Here is a 17,515-nt window from a genome sequence, read left to right as displayed (position 1 = left end):
CGCTTCACATAGCGTGTTTCTTCATGTTTTTCCATTAGGATACTTTTTGTGTATCGCTATTTCAGGACGGGACAGTTTTAAATATAAAAAACCTGTTCAAACTAATGAACAGGTTTTATCTTTTATAATAAATTCAGATTTTAAACGGTATGTTTTGGATTAAATCCATCTTCACTTAGTTCTTTATGTTCGTAATCGGCAACCATTTCAGCTTCATAATCAACTTTTTCTCCTTTCGAAAGTCTACTGATGGCTTTTTCCATAATTTGGTAAATTACCGGAACTACTACTAAAGTCAAGAATAATGAGGAAATTAATCCTCCAATAATTACCCAAGCCAAACCGTTTTTCCATTCCGCTCCAGCTCCAGAGGCTAGCGCAATGGGGAACATACCAAATACCATCGCGATAGTGGTCATCAAAATTGGACGAAGACGCGCATGATTTGCTTGGATTAATGCTGTTCTGACCGTTTCGCCAGCTTTACGCCTTTGATTAGTATAATCTACAAGCATAATCGCATTTTTACACACCAGACCAATAAGCATGATGATACCTAAAATGGTAAATATATTCAGTGTATTATTGGTTAAAGCCAAAGCCAACATTGCACCAATAAAGGAAAGCGGGATGGCAAACAATACCACAAATGGATGTACAAAACTGTCGTATAACGAAACCATTACCAGGTAAACCAAGACAATCGCCGCTAATAACGCAATTCCTAATGTACCAAAACCTTCGGACTGGTTTTCCTGATCACCACCCCAAATATAATTTACACCGGTTGGTTTTTTTAATTTTTCAATTTTTTCTTGCCATTGTGTTACAATAGTTCCTGAAGCCACACCCACATTTTGGCCTTTTACAGTTACGGATGCTGATTTGTCTCTTCGTTCTAATTCACTTGGACCGGAACCTTCGGTTACGGTTGCAAATTGATTCAGTTTTATTTGTTGACCACTATCGTTTATGAAAATTAAGTTTCTGACATCTGCGATACTTTTTCTGTCGAATGCATTGTATTTAATGTTGATATCGTATTCGTATTCACCAGCTCTAAATCTACCATCAGTATTTCCGCTAAAAGCTGTTTGCATGGTCATACCTACTGTTTGCAAACTCAATCCTAAAGCGGCCATTTTATCTCTATCGACTTTTACGTTTACTTCTGGATTTCCATCTTCTACAGACAATTCGATTTCTGTTGCTCCAGGAATGGTACGTAATTCTTTTTCTGCTGCTTTTGCAAATTGCATGGCGCTTTCTACATTTGGCCCCGTTACAATTAATCCTAAAGTAGCATCTTCTGCAGTTCCTAAAATACCAACTGGAACTGTTTTTACTTTGGCACCAACTAGTATTTTTTCTAATTTGCGTTTGGTTTTTGCAGCATACACATTTGCAGGTTCATTACGTTTGTCTAATCCAACCATTTTTACGTTTATCTCCGATTTGTAAGCAGTGGCTTGCGAAGCACCAAGACCTTCACTGGTTTGACCAATCGTTGTAATTTGACTAAAAACATACTCTTCTTTCTGCAAGAATGCTTCTGCTTTTTGCGTCATGAAATTGGTTTGCTCTAATGAAGCATCTTTTGGCATTTCTATCTGAACTAAAAACTCACCACTATCAGACGCGGCAAAGAATTCCCCACCAATAAATCCACCGCCAAATAAACTAATCATCGATCCAAAAAAGAGTACTAAAACGATAGCTAGTGTTTTAAAATAATGATCCAAACACCATTCCAATAATCTGGAGACCCAATTTGTAAATCGTGTTAAATAGCTTTCAAATCCAAGGATGATTCTTCCAAAAAGATTTTTACCTTGAATGTGTTCTAATTTCCCGTATCTTGAAGATAACCATGGAATGATTGTAAATGAAGCGACTAATGACAGCAATGTTGAGATAATAACAGTTACACAGAATTGTGTAATAATGTTAGAAACCAATCCGGTACTCATTGCAATTGGTAGAAACACTACTACAATTACTAAAGTAATCGATACAACAGTTCCACCAATTTCTGCAGTTCCATCATAAGCAGCTCGAACTTTATTTTTACCCATTTCCATGTGCCTGTAAATATTCTCGAGAACCACAATGGCATCATCCACAAGAATACCCACCACAAGAGAAAGTCCCAATAAACTCATTAAGTTTAAGGTATACCCCATCAAATAAATTCCAATGAACGTAGCAATTAATGAAGCAGGAATAGAAACCATTACAATCAATGAGTTTCTAATGCTGTGCAAGAAAAACAACATTACAAGAGCCACTAAAAGTACCGCAATTAGTAAATCATGCACAACAGCATCGGCAGCTTCTAATGTGAAAATAGTGCTGTCTTTTGCTATTTCAAGTTTTAATCCGTTTGCTTTATAATCCGTTTCCAGTTTAGCAATTGTTTTAACTAACTCTTCACTTACCGCAACCGCATTGGCATCCGATTGTTTGATGATTTGTAAAATAATAGCACTTTTTTGATTGACACGCGCTATTTTTTCAGGAATTTTTTGAGTATCCTGAACATCAGCAATAGCGTCTAAACGAACTTGTATTCCGTTTTTAGAAGATACAATTAAGTTTCTTAATTCATCAACAGTTTTATATTTTCCGGCTAAACGGATTAGTATTTTTTGCTCACGAGTTTGAATGTTTCCTGTTGGAAAATCCAAATTAGAAGATAAAATAGTTTGTTGCACTTGCGGAATCGAAAGTCCGTAGGCTTGCATTTTTACCGCATCAAGATTTACTTGAATTTCTCTTTCTTGTCCGCCAATAATATTTACTTGTGCTACACCTTCTACTCGAGAAATAACGGGTGCTAATTTTTTATCAATTAAGTCGTAAAAAGCAACTTCATCCATTTTTCCGTTGGCACCAATAGTCATAATTGGTAAATCGCTTAAAGAAAATTTAGTCAATGAAGGCGTTTCAACATCATCAGGCAAATCACTAAGAATAGCATTTATTTTACGCTGCGCATCGTTCATGGAAATATTAACATCAGCCGAAGACGTTAATGTAATGGACACTGTTGATAAACTTTCGTAGGACTTCGAGTCTATTTTTTTAATATTTTCTAAGGATGCAATGGCATCTTCAATTTTTTTGGTAACCGTATTTTCTACCTCACTTGGTGATGCACCCGGATAAATAGTGGCAACAGTAATTACATTGGTTTCGAATTTTGGAATCAATTCGTAACCCAATTGGCTGTAACTGAACAGTCCGCCAAGTGTTAGAATCGTAAACAATACAATTACTAACGAAGGACGTTTTATGGATATTTCTGCTAATTTCATATATTTATATTTTTAGGTCTTAACGTATAAGGTCATGCCGTTTTCTGCTTTTGACCTTTGGCTTTACAACTTTCGACTATTTAATGACATCCACTTTAGATCCGTCCTGAAGGTTGATTTGACCTGTGACAATTACAGTTTCACCATTTGAGAGTCCGTTTAGAATTTCTACCTTGTCCCCAAGAATTCTTCCAGCTGTAACTGTTTTCAATTTGGCAGTTCCGCTTTCAATTACAAAAACCTGATTGCTGCTTACGCCTCCTACAAAAGCATCTCTAGGAACAATCATCAACGATTGTTTTTGTTGTTTCGATGCAAATTCAGCGGTTCCGTACATACCTGCTTTTAAACCGTTGGAAGCGTTGTTTGTAATTTCAATCTCGATGGGGAAATTTAAAATTTCGTCCGCTTTTGAGGCAATAAAAGTGATTTTCCCTGAGAAAATTTGGTCTGGATAAACGCTTGCTACAACTTTTGTGACGGTACCTACTTTTAAACTGGCCACTTGGCTTTCGTTAACGTTAACTTTTAGTTTTAGTTTGGAAACATTAACAATATCAAACAATTCCGTAGCAGGTGTAGCAGAAATGATTGATCCAACCTCGATGTATTTCTTATTGATAAACCCACTAATTGGCGCTTTGATTCTTGTATCTCCAACATTGATATTTGCTTGTGTTAACTGGAATTTAGCATTTACCATTGCTAGTTTTACCTGATCTACTTGTTGTTTAGTTACGCCGCCTGTTTTGTATGCATTTTCAAATCGGGTGTAATCAGCCACCGCATTTTGATATACCGCATTAGCGTTTTGCGCATTTACGTTTATAACATCGCTTCGTACAATGGCAAGTGTTTGTCCTACTGAAACATAATCGCCCTCTTTTACAAGTATCTTTGTTATTTTACCTGATTTTTCAGCAGAAAATTTTAATTCTTGTATGGGTTCAAAATTTCCATTGGATGAGAAATCTAATGAAACAGCTTCGGTTTTTACGGTATCAACTCTAACAGAAACGGAGGCGTTTTTCTCCGCAACAATAGCTGTTTTAGCTTCGTTTTCTTTTTTATTATTGGTTAATACGTAGGCAATTAGTCCTAAGGATGCTACAATTACTACTACTGTTATTATTATTTTTTTCATTTTGATTATTTATTGGTTAGTGTTTTTAATTCCCCTTTGGATTTGACTAATTGTATTTCTGCCAGTTTGTACTCTAATATGGCTGATGTGTAGTTGTTTTGAGCTTCGGTCAATGAGTTTTCGGCATCCAGTAAATCAGTCAGTGTGGTTAATCCTTGTATATAGTTGTTTCGGGTGTTATTTAAAACCTCTTTGGCTAATTGGGCATTTTCTTTCTGATTGTTGATTGTAGTTAAGCTGTTGTCAATTTGCGTTTTTGCATTGGCAAAAGCCAGGTCAAGTGACAACTTGGTGTCAACCAACTCTTCGTGGATAGTTCGTAGGTCAACGTCGGCTTGTCTTACTCTGGCACGAGTGCCAAATCCAGTAAATATCGGCACTTTCAAATTCAAGCCAATCGAAGAGAAATCAGACCAGTACACTCCTTCAGAAGGTTTTCCGCCCAAAGGCATTACAGGACCCTGACCAATGTAATTGTACCCGGCATTCAGTGACAATGTTGGGTAATAAGCAGCTTCAATGGCCTTTTTTTGATAAAATAATAATTGTTCTTGTTTTTTCAAAAGCAAGTATTCCGTTCTGTTTGCCGTATTTGGAATTTCAGACAATGCTTGTGGCCCTACTTCAAAGGCAGTTTGTGGAATCTCGATTTGGGTTTCTATGGGCATTCCCATATAAAATTTCAAGGCATTTTCCTGTATTTGAACGGCATTCAGTACCTGTTGACGTTGTGTATTGATGTTTGAAATTTTTACTATTATTCGATCCAAATCAATTTTTTTTGCTAGGCCATTGTCATATTGTCCTTTGATGATGTTTCTTACTTTGGTGGTATTTCTTAAAGTGCTGTCAATCACCGTTAGTTTTTGTCGCTGCACATAGACTTGGTAATAATTATTGGCCACACGCTCAATTACTTGCTCTTCTGTTAGTTGATTGTTGATCTGATAAAATTCTCGAGTAGATTTTGCTGCTTTTAAGCCAGTAAAAACGGTTTGGTCGAAGATAGCCTGTGTCAGAGAAACTCCCGCAGTAGAAATCCATGGCTGGCCAAAAGCGGCTTGGATGGTAGTTCCCGGAGCACCAAATCCTGCTCCGTCAATAACAGTTGTTTGTATTACAGGATTGTACGTCAAATTGCCATTAGCTGAAATTTGAGGCAATGCTCTGGAGCGTATTTCCTGAATTTGGTACTCACTGTTCTCTACTTGTAATTTTGCTTTTTTGGCATCTGCTTTGTTTTCTAAAGCATAGTTGATGGCTTCCTTTAGCGTAAGTGTTTGTACGGGACTTGTATTTGCGTTGCCAATTTTTTGTGATTGAGCCGAAATCCCAAAGGTTAGGACGGCTAGTAAAATTATAGTTTTCATTTTGTAATATAGTTAAGTAAATGTTTTTCAAGTTCAATTATCCCGCTGGGTGTTGCCATAGCTCTGGTATGGTATTCTAAAATCTCAAGTTCTATCTTTTGCGCTTCTTTTTCGGAACTGGTACAGCCCTTTATACTGAAAATTAAATAATAATAAAATCGCGTGTAACTTTCAATATTTATGGTCTTGCGGTAAAAACCTTGTTCAATTCCTTTTTTTATGTTTTGTTCAAAAGTGGTGTTACATTCATTGATTTCTCTTGTCATCACTTTCTCATAAATTTCAGGATAATGTTTTTTTAATTGGTAAATGGGCGAATCATCTGAGGATTGAAACATTTCTTTAAACATTTTTCGTATTTCAAAATTTTCTGCGATAGCATTATAATTTTGGGCAATAATACGGTCAATAATTTGATGGATTTGTTTGTGAATTGCGGTGGTGCTTTCCTCAATAAGTAATTCTTTATTGCAGAAATATTTATAAATCGTTTTTTTAGAAATACACATTTCTCCTGCAATATCATCCATGGTGATGCTCTTAAAACCTAGTTTTAAAAACATTTCACTTGCTTTAGTTATAATTTTTTCTTTCATTTTTAAGTCTGAAATGATTTCAGTATGTTCTAATCAAATTAAAATTTGTCGATTTGAGCGATTAATTTCGAAGGCGAATCAAAAATTTAAGAACTAAATTAGTTCCCTAAAAATTTGTGTTATGTTTAATAGTTACAACTGGTTTTTTAGACAGCCAATTCTAAATTTGCAATCAATTTTATGTCCTGACCCATCGCTAAGCCATTCGTTTGTGTAAAAGATTGGTAAGCTAAACCAAAATCATTGCGATTTATTTGTCCGGTGATCTCAAATGCCGCTTTTTTATCTCCGTTGTAAGTATTAATCGCGATTAATTCCGCATCTAGTTCAACATATTTGGTAATATTGCGGATAGTCAGGTTTCCTTTTAAAAAATTAATGTTCTTTGCCACTTTTTCGAATGAAGTAGATTTGAAGCTTATAATAGGGTACGCACTGATATCAAAAAAATCTTTCAGTTTTGCCTGAGCATCAATTTGTTCGAGTTTAGTTTCAGGGGTATTTACATTTAATGAAAATTCGACAGAGGCATTTTTAATTTCATCATCCTGAATGTCAACATACCCGTTAAAGATGTTCACCGGACCGGATAAGTAGGCAATTATAGCGTGTCTGGATTTTATAAGAACATCTGATTGGTTCGAATCTATGGCCCATTTGATATTCATAATCAGTTTGTTTTAGGTAGGATTTATTTAGGTACTATTAAAGTTCAGTCAGAATATTTTTGATACCGTATGTTAAAATACGAGTGCAAATGTAAGACGGAAACTTTAAATACCAAAATAGTTTCCAATGTCTTTTTATTTATTTAACATTTAAGGGTAAAACGATGTTTGTAATACAATTTGAATAGAGTAAATTAGCCGAAAATTTATTTTATGCATTCCATTTATCAATATCAGGAGTTTCTTTCGGAGTATTTGCAGGCACAATATGAAACCAAAGAACCAAGAAATTTGTACGAGCCCATCCGTTATATTTTAGACCTTGGCGGAAAAAGAATTCGTCCGGTACTCACCTTAATGAGTGCCGAAATTTTTGATGCATCGTATCCAAAAGCATTGCCTGCCGCATTAGCCGTTGAAGTTTTTCATAACTTTTCGTTGGTTCACGATGATATTATGGATGATGCGCCATTGCGAAGAGGAAAAGCAACGGTTCATGAGAAATGGAATCTAAACACCGGAATTTTATCGGGGGATGCGATGCTGATTTTAGCCTACCAATATTTTGAACAATATGAGCCGATTATTTTTCGGGATTTGGCCAAGTTGTTCAGCAAAACAGCGCTTGAAGTTTGCGAAGGGCAGCAATGGGATGTCGATTTTGAAGAACGCAATGATGTTACTATTCCGGAATACCTGATGATGATTCAATACAAAACGGCCGTTTTGGTCGCGGCAGCCATGAAAATGGGAGCGATTATTGCAGAAACTACCGAGGAAAATGCAAATCTGATTTATGATTTCGGACTCAATTTAGGCTTGGCTTTTCAATTACAGGATGATTTCTTGGATGCTTTTGGGGATCCTGAAACCTTTGGAAAACAAGTAGGCGGTGATATTATAGAAAATAAAAAAACGTATTTGTATCTCAAAGCAGTAGCCTTTTCAAAAGAAGAAGAAGCTAAGCAATTGCGGTATTTGTTTTCTGTTCAGCCGGAAAACAGTACGGATAAAATAGAGACGGTGAAAGCACTTTTTAATAGTTCTGGTGCGGCTACGGCAACACAGGAAGCAATACAAGATTTTACTTTTAAGGCGTTTCAGACCTTGGATAAAATGAATATTAGCGCCGATAAAAAAGCAATGTTGAAATCTTTTGGGGAGAATTTAATGGGCAGAAAAGTGTAATTCAATTTCAATAATCAATTTCAACATTGACTTTGAAAGTTTATATTTATAATTTAACAAGAAGTATAGTGTAAAATAATAACAATATTAAAAATTGACATTCATATTGCCATTGATATTTAAAGATATGTTTATAGTCCCAAAAAATACCGATTTACTACTTGCTGAAGCCGCGGGTGAAAACTTATATTTGAAATTAATCGAACAAATGAATAAGGATTTCAATCTCGCTAACGAAGCAATTGATTTTCCGTTGGGTATTTCTCCCAGTGAATTGAAGTTGCAGCTTCACGAAAAAACATATCGACTTATTCAAGACAAATTTGCTGAATACCTCAATTTATTATACATAATTGATGTTTCCGAAGAAGAAATAAAAAAACTAGACGGATCTGATTTAGTAGTTCTGGCAGAACAAGTCGCTTTTTTGATCCTAAAAAGAGAATGGCAAAAAGTCTGGTTCCGGAATAACTATTAGTTATTGTAAGTCTTTGCTTAAGGTTGTTTTATTCCATAATTCAATTCCTGCAGTATCAAAAACAGTTAGTTTCATTTGGCGGTTTTCCTTTGAACCCAAGAATGAAATCATACCAAAATTATGTTGCGTAATCAAACTGCCCTTGGAGCTGTAAATATTGTTTTCCTTTAATGCCCCTTCAGCGGCAACACCAGAAGTTAGCGTTGAACGGTCCGGTCAAATTAAAGAATAAGTGTTCTCGCGTGGAACTTCGGAAAATTCAGTGAAATGCCTATCACCGCTTAGGAATAAAACGCCCTTAATTTTAGTATCAAGAATTTCTTTCAGCAATTTTTCTTTCTCTTTGGGGGTAGTTGCTGTAGTTTTCTTTTTCTGCTACGGAATTTGATACTTGTACGCCCATTACAATTATTTTAAAACTGGTTTTAGAAGCATTTAATGCGTTATAAATAAAATACAGCATAATTGAAAAGTTTTTTTCATCGCAGATAATTAAAAATACACTCTGATAAAAGGCATAAAGGCACTGCCGTAAATGTTGTTTTTGTCAGTCAAAACATTATATCGCCCACCAATAGTGGCGTTTCCAGATCTGTAACCAAGGCCGATGAATAAGCCTGTATTCCAGTAGTTTTGAGAATCGCTATTGGATTCATCCAGATTTACGTTGACTCTTAACTGTTCCAGTTCCGCCGAAAGTTGTATTTCAGGGATTGGATTAAATAATCCTATAACACTACCGCCATACAAATGAGAAGCAAAAAAATCGCGTTGCTTCAAATATTTATACTGCACCCCAAGTCCCAAAGCCACATATTCATTAAAATTATAAATGGCACTTGGCGCTAACGAAATGTCCGTATAGCCGGAACCAAAGCCTAAACCCAGTCCACCGCCAAATTGTACATTTCTCCAAAACTGGTTTGGCATAGTGGTATACATTGTATTTTGTTGTGCAAACAGAGCACTTGCAAAAAACAAGGCAATAAGTGCTAAAAACGATTTGGTAACCTCAAAAAGGCGCTTTTTTGCCATGAGTTTCTAGATTTTTAACAATTTAAGATGTAAAAGTATCTTAAAATAAATTATAAATTTATTGTATTATTGTACTTTTGCCAAACTATTTTAATCAAAAAGGTATATTCACTAAATATTATGGATAGGTTTTCATTTTTAAACGCAGCACATACAGAATTTTTCGCTCAATTATACGATCAATATATAGAAAATCCAGACAGCGTTGAGCCTAGTTGGAGAAGTTTCTTTCAAGGTTTTGACTTTGGGATGAGTTCTTATGGCGAGGATCATAAAGTCGAGCAAATTGCAAATTTTGCGGCTAATAATACAGATATTAGCTTGGTTTCTGACAAGCTTCAAAAGGAGTTTAACGTATTAAAATTAATAGACGGATACCGCTCTCGCGGCCATTTGTTTACTAAAACAAATCCGGTTCGAGAAAGACGAGTATCATCACCAACTCTAGAAATCACAAATTTTGGACTTTCATCAGCAGATTTAAATACTGTTTTTGATGCAGCCAAGGTTATGGAAATACAGCCTTGTACGCTTCAGGAAATCATAACGCATCTTGATACAATATACTGCCAGCACATCGGGGTGGAGTATATGTACATCCGTAAACCGGAAGTAGTGGAGTGGATTCAGAAAAAATTAGGCTACAATGACAATCAGCCTAAATTTTCATTGGATGAAAAAAAATCCATTCTTAATAAATTAAACCAAGCCGTTTCTTTTGAGAATTTTTTGCACACTAAATATGTAGGTCAAAAACGATTTTCTCTAGAAGGAGGGGAATCAATTATTCCTGCATTAGATGCTTTAATCGAGAAAGCAGCTGAAAAAGGAGTTGAGCAATTTGTTATGGGAATGGCACATCGTGGTCGTTTGAATGTGTTGGCAAATATTTTTGGCAAATCGACCCAAGACATCTTTGGAGAGTTTGACGGTAAAGATTACGATCAAGAATATTTTGACGGCGATGTAAAATACCATTTAGGACTTACAGCGGATAAAGTGACCAGTACCGGTAAAAAAATTAATATAAATTTAGCTCCTAATCCGTCGCACCTTGAAACAGTAGGTGCAGTAATCGAAGGAATCACAAGAGCCAAACAAGACAAATATTTTCCTAACGATTTCTCTAAAGTGTTGCCAATCGCCGTTCATGGAGATGCTGCAATTGCGGGCCAGGGAATTTTGTATGAAATTGTGCAAATGGCACAATTGGATGGTTATAAAACAGGAGGAACTATACATATTGTTATCAATAATCAAGTCGGTTTTACAACCAATTATCTGGATGCTCGTTCCTCTACCTATTGTACTGATGTTGCTAAAGTTACCCTTTCGCCCGTTTTGCATGTCAATGCAGATGATGCTGAAGCTGTAGTTCACGCGATGTCCTTTGCATTGGATTTCAGAATGGAATTTGGTAGGGATGTGTTTATTGATTTATTAGGATATAGAAAATATGGACATAATGAAGGTGATGAGCCTCGTTTTACCCAACCCGTATTGTACAAAATCATTGCAAAGCATAAAAATCCAAGAGACATCTACATGGAGAAATTGCTTGCCGAAGGAGTTGTTGACAGTACTTTTGTAAAAGGATTAGAAAAAGAATATAAATCAAATCTAGAGGTGAATTTAGAAGCCTCCCGTAAAAAAGATTTGACTATTATAACACCATTCATGAAAAACGAATGGAAAGGTTTTGAGCAGGTTTCGGATGTTGAAATGCTCAAAAAAGTAGATACTACTTTTCCAGTAGTAGAACTTACGGAGGTTGCAAACGTAATTTGTAATTTACCTGCAGACAAAAAATTTATCAGCAAAATACAAAAACTTGTCAACGATAGAAAAACAATGTTTTTTGAAACAAACAAGCTGGATTGGGCCATGGCAGAGCACTTAGCCTATGGGTCACTTTTAAAAGAAGGATATGATGTTCGTATTTCGGGGCAAGATGTAGAGCGAGGCACGTTCTCTCACCGTCATGCCGTTGTAAAAGTCGAGGATTCGGAAGAAGAAGTGACTTTGTTGAGTACTTTAGGGGGTGCAACAGGGAAATTCAATATATTCAATTCGCTGTTGTCTGAATATGCTGTTTTAGGGTTTGATTATGGGTACGCTTTAGCCAACCCAAATACATTAACCATCTGGGAAGCACAGTTCGGTGATTTTAGTAACGGTGCCCAAATTATAATCGATCAGTACATTTCTTGTGGCGAAGATAAATGGAACAATCAAAACGGAATTGTTTTATTGTTGCCGCACGGATACGAAGGACAAGGAGCGGAGCATTCATCAGCCAGAATGGAGCGGTACTTACAACTTTGTGCCAGACACAATATGTATGTGGCAGATTGTACTACACCAGCCAACTTCTTTCACTTATTGAGAAGACAAATGAAAACGACTTTCCGTAAGCCGCTTGTTGTGTTTACGCCTAAAAGTTTGTTGCGCGATACAAGGGTAGTATCTACCGTTGAAGAATTCGCAACAGGAAGTTTTCAAGAAACATTTGATGATGAAACAGTGAATAAAGCGCATGTGAAAACGCTGGTTTTCTGTACCGGAAAATTCTATTATGACATTACTGCCGAAAGAGAAATTCTGGACAGAAATGATGTAGCCGTAGTTAGAGTCGAACAATTGTTCCCATTACCGGTAGAACAATTAAAAGCCATTATCGCTAAATATCCCAATGCAGATGATTATGTTTGGGCACAAGAAGAACCAAAAAACATGGGTGCTTACAGCTTTATGCTAATGAATTTTGATTTAGTAAAATGGAGATTGGCTTCTCTAAAAGCGTATGCGGCTCCGGCCTCAGGAAGTTATACAAGAGCAAAACGCCGACAGTCAGACGCATTGCGTATGGTTTTTGATAAAAATTTATTTAGAGAATAAAGAGCTATTTCCTGCTGTACGCTATATCTTTTCCTAGCTAAAGAAGCTAGCTAAAGAAGCTAGAAAAAGGATGTCGCTGCCATCAGGGCTAAAAAAACAGTTGATATAATAAACATAGGTTGTTCGATAACAATTTAAAACTTAAAATTCATAATTTAAAATAATAGAACATGATTTTAGAAATGAAAGTCCCATCACCAGGGGAATCTATAAAGGAAGTTGAAATCGCAACTTGGTTGGTAAAAGACGGAGATTATGTAGAGAAAGACCAAGCCATTGCTGAGGTTGATTCTGATAAAGCAACATTAGAATTGCCAGCAGAAGCCAGCGGAATCATTACTTTGAAAGCGGAAGAAGGAGATGCAGTTGCAGTAGGAGCAGTAGTTTGTCACATTGATACGGACGGAGCAAAACCAGCAGACGATGCGCCCGTTGCTGAAGCAACAAAAACAGTTGAAGCGCCAAAAGTGGAAACTAAAACAGAAGCACCAAAAGCCGCTCCAGTAGCAGCAGCAACAACTTACGCTTCAGGAACTCCATCTCCGGCAGCACGAAAAATATTAGACGAAAAAAATATAGCAACAAACTCAGTAACAGGAACTGGAAAAGACGGAAGAATCACTAAAGATGATGCCGTACAGGCAGTGCCTTCAATGGGGACGCCTACTGGTGGTTCTCGTGGATCCGAACGTTCAAAATTATCAATGTTGCGTCGTAAAGTGGCAGAACGATTAGTGGCTGCTAAAAACGAAACAGCCATGTTAACTACTTTTAATGAAGTAAACATGACGCCAATCAACTTGATTCGGAATGAATACAAAGACGCATTCAAAGCAAAACATGGCGGAATTGGTTTAGGGTACATGTCTTTTTTTACTAAAGCAGTCACCAGAGCATTAAAATTATTTCCAGATGTAAACTCAATGATGGATGGGGATCATAAGATCGCTTTCGATTTTTGCGACATTTCTATTGCCGTTTCAGGACCAAAAGGATTAATGGTTCCAGTAGTTCGTAATGCGGAGAATTTGACTTTCCGAGGAGTTGAAGCCGACATTAAAAGATTAGCCCTTAAAGCGCGTGACGGACAAATCACAGTGGATGATATGACAGGTGGAACCTTCACGATTACTAATGGTGGTGTTTTTGGAAGTATGTTGAGTACGCCAATCATCAATCCGCCACAGTCAGGAATTCTTGGAATGCACAACATTATCGAGCGCCCAATTGCCGTAAACGGAAAAGTAGAAATTCACCCAATGATGTATGTGGCGTTGTCTTATGACCACAGAATTATTGATGGTCGTGAGTCTGTTGGTTTCTTGGTGGCCGTAAAAGAAGCCTTAGAAAACCCAATGGAATTATTGTTAGAGAACAATCCTAAAAAAGCATTAGAATTGTAATACGAATACTTTGACCAATGGATCGAGAAATAAAAATCCCGCCTTGTTGCAAAAACAAGGCGGGATTTTTATTTTAAATATGTATTTATTTATGCTTTTTTTTACGATTATTCTTTTTTATTTTAAAATAAATTATGTTTTACTTGAATTAAGTGTTATTTGAATAGATATTTGCCATAACATTACCACAACATTTTAAAATTAAAGAATGTCAAAGCTTTTTTCTAACTGCATATAAAATAATGTTAAGTTCCAGTAATAGTAGTATTTACTACTGTTTTTAATTCTGTAATTTATTTCTATCGCTGTATAGTTTTTACACACTTCTTATTTTAAGCCACAACACGATACATTCCTAAATTTGAGAATAACTAATACCTCAAAATTATGAAGAACTTTACTTTATTTATTTTCCTGTTGTTTTTTGCAATAGGTTATTCACAAAATGCACCAATAACCTTTGAGACCGGAGAATTTGGTTCAACTTGGTCATTGAAAACTTTTGAAAACGGATCCGGAGCGGGATATTCCAAAGTCTCCAATCCATTCCCGAGCGGAATCAACACTACAGCAACGGTAGGAAAATTTATAGCAGGAACGACCGCTTCAGGCGCGGCGCCTTATGCAGGATTTGAAACCGCGCATGCATCTGGTGTAAATGGGATTGGAACCTTTACCCTGAGTTCTTCTAATAGTATCATCAAAATATTGGTGTACAAGAGTGTCATCAGTGATGTGGCTATCAAATTTGCAATAGCAAATGGTGGTGCACAGCAAGAAATTAAAGTACCCAACACTAAGATCAACGAGTGGGAGGAATTGACTTTTGATTTTTCAGGGAAAATAGGATTGTTTGAAACGATTAATATTGACCAAATTATATTCTTTTTGGATTTTAATGCACGGACTTCTGAAACGACCAGCTATTTTGATAATGTTAGATTTTCAGCAAAACCAGCCGCTACGGTTCCTACTGTTGCCGCACCAACGCCTACTTTAGCGTCGACAGATGTTATCTCGTTATTTAGTAACGCTTACACGAATGTGCCAGTGGATAATTGGAGAGCAGATTGGGGACAATCTGGAAATGTTTTGTCAGACATTCAAATCGCTGGGAATGATACTAAAAAATATACTGACTTAAGTTATTTTGGAGTTATCACTGAAGCTAATAAAATTAATGCTTCGGCAATGCTTAATTTTCATATTGATGTTTGGACACCAAATGTGACTACATTCAAAATTAAAATAGTCGATTTTGGTGCTGATGGTGTGTATCAAGGCGGAGATGATAAAGAGTTTGAAATTACCCGCACCTTAGCTTTAAGTGGCTGGAACGGTCTAGAAATTCCGCTTTCGGATTTTACGGGTTTGACTACTAAAGCTCATATTGCGCAGTTTGTTTTCTCAGGCTCTGCAGGAACAATCTATATCGACAATGTGTATTTTAATAAGGTTGCTATTGTAGCAGCTCCGGCAGCCGCTCCTTATGCGCCCGTTACTTTTGAAACAGGCGAGTTTGGGTCCACTTGGACTTTGACTTCTTTTGATAATCCATCAGGAGGTTCAACAGCTTCCTTATTAGCTTCAAATCCCAACAAAACAGGAATTAATGCCTCAAATACCGCTGTTAAATTTACCGCTTTGGTTGCTGGTGCTTGGTATACCGGTTTTGAGACGGCTCATGCATCTGGCACGAACGGGATTGGAACATTTACATTGAATGAAACCAACAGCACGATTAAAATGATGGTGTATAAAGATGTAATTAGCAAAGTAGGAATCAAACTGGCACGTCCAGACGGCGGATCTTCCGGCGAAATTACGGTTACCAATACTAAAATAAACGAGTGGGAAGAGTTGATATTCAACTTTTCTGGAAAAATAGGAGAGGGTGTTTCTACCGGAATTGATCAGCTTATTATTTTTCCCGACTACATTCCTAGCGGGACAACAAGAAGTGCTGATCACGTGTCATATCTGGATAATATTTCGTTTTCTGCAAAAATAGCTACGCCAGTAGCTGCAACAGCGCCAACTGTTGCTGCGCCAGCGCCGCTGGCAAGAGTAGTAGCTGATGTAAAATCTATTTTTAGTGATGCGTATGCTGTTTATAAAGCAGGCGATTGGTCTAAAGCTTGGGGCCAATCTACGGATGTTACAGAGGAACTTATTGCAACCAATAACACAAAAAAATTAAGTAATTTTAATTACCAAGGAATTACTTTGCCAGCAACAGAGGTTTTTGATCTTTCTGATATGACAAAAATGCATGTGGATTTATGGTCCGCAAGTGCAACTTCTGTAAAGATTAATCTAATTAATCAAGGCCCTGTAGAAGCGGGTGTAACATTTACAATCGCAGCAGGATGGAATAGTTTTGATGTGGTCTTGAATGCTGCTAATTTTCCGGGGATAAACTTCAGTACTGTTTTTCAAATGAGTATGGCGTCTGCTCCTGCTGGAACAACGGTTTATCTGGATAATTTTTACTTCTATAAATCAACGGTGGTCGTAGCGCCAACGGAACCTACTGTTGCAGCTCCCACACCTACAACGGCTGCAGCTAATGTTATTTCCATGTTCAGTAATGCCTATACGAATGTTCCGGTTACTACCTGGAGAACGGACTGGTCAGCAGGGAGTACTTTAACAAATATGCAAATTGCCGGTAATGACACTAAAAAATATACGAATTTGAGTTATTTTGGGGTGGATGTTACGGGAACCATAAATGCAACGCAAATGCTTTATTTTCGTATCGATGTGTGGACGCCGGATTTAACCGCTTTCAAAGTTAAATTAGTTGATTTTGGTGCAAACGGTGTGTATCAAGGAGGCGACGATGTAGAATTTGAAGTTACTCGTACGCCAACATTGTCAGGTTGGAACAGTTATGACATCCCTTTATCAGAGTTTTCAGGTTTGACAACCAAGGGTCATATTGCTCAATTAGTGATGTCAGGAGCACCAGCAGGAACCGTTTATATTGACAATGTGTATTTTAGTAAAACAATTTCTACGCTGGGGATTGCTAATTTTGAAACATCACAAGTCCGTATGTATCCCAATCCGGCGACTAATTATTTGACAATTGAAGCCAATAGTACAATTGAAAATGTGACTGTTTATAACATCTTAGGTCAGGAAGTTTTAGTGAGAAGCCCAAAAAGCAATTCCACAACGATTCAAACGAGTGATCTTCAAAAAGGGGTTTATATTGTTAAAATGGCAGTTGACGGTAAAGTGAGTACCGCCAAAATGATTAAAAATTAAATAAGTTGGGTTTGTAGTAAGAGCAGAGCGCATCGGGTTTGCGGTGCGCTCTTTCTTTTTGGATGTTTGTCCCGTCCTGAAATAGCGATACACAAAAAGTATCCTAATGGAAAAACATGAAGAAACACGCTATGTGAAGCGG

Annotated in this window: 12 protein-coding genes; 5 read left to right on the top strand and 7 right to left on the bottom strand. The window is 36.8% G+C overall.

Annotated elements, in window-relative coordinates:
- Positions 1 to 140: 140 nt before the first annotated feature.
- The 5 genes from EKM02_RS13950 to EKM02_RS13930 form a co-directional block, all read right to left on the bottom strand.
- Positions 141 to 3,317, bottom strand: a complete 3,177-nt coding sequence (locus EKM02_RS13950) for an efflux RND transporter permease subunit (protein ID WP_126456161.1) — start codon at positions 3,315 to 3,317, stop codon at positions 141 to 143.
- A gap of 76 nt (positions 3,318 to 3,393) precedes the next feature.
- The gene (locus EKM02_RS13945) at positions 3,394 to 4,461 is read right to left on the bottom strand and encodes an efflux RND transporter periplasmic adaptor subunit (RefSeq protein WP_126456159.1); all 1,068 of its coding nucleotides are present in this window, start codon (positions 4,459 to 4,461) and stop codon (positions 3,394 to 3,396) included.
- 5 nt (positions 4,462 to 4,466) lie between these two features.
- Positions 4,467 to 5,831, bottom strand: coding sequence for a TolC family protein (locus EKM02_RS13940; RefSeq protein WP_126456157.1), 1,365 nt, complete (start codon positions 5,829 to 5,831; stop codon positions 4,467 to 4,469).
- Positions 5,828 to 6,427 carry a TetR/AcrR family transcriptional regulator gene (locus tag EKM02_RS13935; protein WP_126456155.1) on the bottom strand — a complete coding sequence of 200 codons (600 nt, stop codon included), beginning with the start codon at positions 6,425 to 6,427 and terminating at the stop codon, positions 5,828 to 5,830. Before EKM02_RS13935 ends, EKM02_RS13940 begins: the two co-directional genes overlap by 4 nt.
- Before the next feature lie 146 nt (positions 6,428 to 6,573).
- Entirely contained in the window at positions 6,574 to 7,095 is a 522-nt protein-coding gene (locus EKM02_RS13930; protein WP_126456153.1) for a YceI family protein, read from the bottom strand.
- A 213-nt stretch (positions 7,096 to 7,308) separates the two neighbouring features.
- Here EKM02_RS13930 and EKM02_RS13925 point away from each other — a divergent pair, with 213 nt between their 5' ends.
- A complete protein-coding gene (locus EKM02_RS13925) occupies positions 7,309 to 8,283 on the top strand; it encodes a polyprenyl synthetase family protein (RefSeq protein ID WP_126456151.1) in 975 nt (324 codons plus the stop codon).
- A gap of 127 nt (positions 8,284 to 8,410) precedes the next feature.
- Positions 8,411 to 8,761, top strand: coding sequence for a hypothetical protein (locus EKM02_RS13920; protein ID WP_126456149.1), 351 nt, complete (start codon positions 8,411 to 8,413; stop codon positions 8,759 to 8,761).
- Positions 8,762 to 9,071: 310 nt separating this feature from the next.
- Here the strand turns inward: EKM02_RS13920 and EKM02_RS14845 are convergent, their stop codons facing one another.
- Both EKM02_RS14845 and EKM02_RS13915 read right to left on the bottom strand, forming a co-directional pair.
- Complete coding sequence (locus tag EKM02_RS14845; RefSeq protein WP_158614761.1) at positions 9,072 to 9,224, bottom strand: hypothetical protein; 153 nt, start codon at positions 9,222 to 9,224, stop codon at positions 9,072 to 9,074.
- Positions 9,225 to 9,253: 29 nt separating this feature from the next.
- On the bottom strand, positions 9,254 to 9,796 hold the full coding sequence (locus EKM02_RS13915) for a hypothetical protein (protein WP_126456147.1): 543 nt from the start codon (positions 9,794 to 9,796) through the stop codon (positions 9,254 to 9,256).
- Between the two features lie 120 nt (positions 9,797 to 9,916).
- Here EKM02_RS13915 and EKM02_RS13910 point away from each other — a divergent pair, with 120 nt between their 5' ends.
- From EKM02_RS13910 to EKM02_RS13900, 3 genes are all read left to right on the top strand, one after another.
- Positions 9,917 to 12,694 (top strand): 2-oxoglutarate dehydrogenase E1 component, encoded by a 2,778-nt coding sequence (locus tag EKM02_RS13910; protein WP_126456145.1) that lies wholly within the window; start codon positions 9,917 to 9,919, stop codon positions 12,692 to 12,694.
- Between the two features lie 170 nt (positions 12,695 to 12,864).
- Complete coding sequence (gene odhB, locus EKM02_RS13905) at positions 12,865 to 14,097, top strand: 2-oxoglutarate dehydrogenase complex dihydrolipoyllysine-residue succinyltransferase (protein WP_126456142.1); 1,233 nt, start codon at positions 12,865 to 12,867, stop codon at positions 14,095 to 14,097.
- A gap of 387 nt (positions 14,098 to 14,484) precedes the next feature.
- Positions 14,485 to 17,373, top strand: coding sequence for a T9SS type A sorting domain-containing protein (locus tag EKM02_RS13900; RefSeq protein WP_126456141.1), 2,889 nt, complete (start codon positions 14,485 to 14,487; stop codon positions 17,371 to 17,373).
- Positions 17,374 to 17,515 lie beyond the last annotated feature (142 nt).

The organism is Flavobacterium sp. RSP49, assembly GCF_003968735.1.
In the GTDB taxonomy this organism is placed as follows: Bacteria; Bacteroidota; Bacteroidia; order Flavobacteriales; family Flavobacteriaceae; genus Flavobacterium.
Note: the sequence above shows the minus strand (reverse complement) of the source record. Positions and strands in the feature narration are given on the sequence as shown.

Bases quoted from the DNA above. Each gene is read 5' to 3' on its own strand.
- odhB (WP_126456142.1), top strand. From the start codon at position 12,865: ATGATTTTAGAAATGAAAGTCCCATCACCAGGGGAATCTATAAAGGAA.
- EKM02_RS13900 (WP_126456141.1), top strand. From the start codon at position 14,485: ATGAAGAACTTTACTTTATTTATTTTCCTGTTGTTTTTTGCAATAGGT.
- EKM02_RS13940 (WP_126456157.1), bottom strand. From the start codon at position 5,831: ATGAAAACTATAATTTTACTAGCCGTCCTAACCTTTGGGATTTCGGCT.
- EKM02_RS13925 (WP_126456151.1), top strand. From the start codon at position 7,309: ATGCATTCCATTTATCAATATCAGGAGTTTCTTTCGGAGTATTTGCAG.
- EKM02_RS14845 (WP_158614761.1), bottom strand. From the start codon at position 9,224: ATGCTGTATTTTATTTATAACGCATTAAATGCTTCTAAAACCAGTTTT.
- EKM02_RS13910 (WP_126456145.1), top strand. From the start codon at position 9,917: ATGGATAGGTTTTCATTTTTAAACGCAGCACATACAGAATTTTTCGCT.
- EKM02_RS13935 (WP_126456155.1), bottom strand. From the start codon at position 6,427: ATGAAAGAAAAAATTATAACTAAAGCAAGTGAAATGTTTTTAAAACTA.
- EKM02_RS13945 (WP_126456159.1), bottom strand. From the start codon at position 4,461: ATGAAAAAAATAATAATAACAGTAGTAGTAATTGTAGCATCCTTAGGA.
- EKM02_RS13930 (WP_126456153.1), bottom strand. From the start codon at position 7,095: ATGAATATCAAATGGGCCATAGATTCGAACCAATCAGATGTTCTTATA.
- EKM02_RS13915 (WP_126456147.1), bottom strand. From the start codon at position 9,796: ATGGCAAAAAAGCGCCTTTTTGAGGTTACCAAATCGTTTTTAGCACTT.
- EKM02_RS13920 (WP_126456149.1), top strand. From the start codon at position 8,411: ATGTTTATAGTCCCAAAAAATACCGATTTACTACTTGCTGAAGCCGCG.
- EKM02_RS13950 (WP_126456161.1), bottom strand. From the start codon at position 3,317: ATGAAATTAGCAGAAATATCCATAAAACGTCCTTCGTTAGTAATTGTA.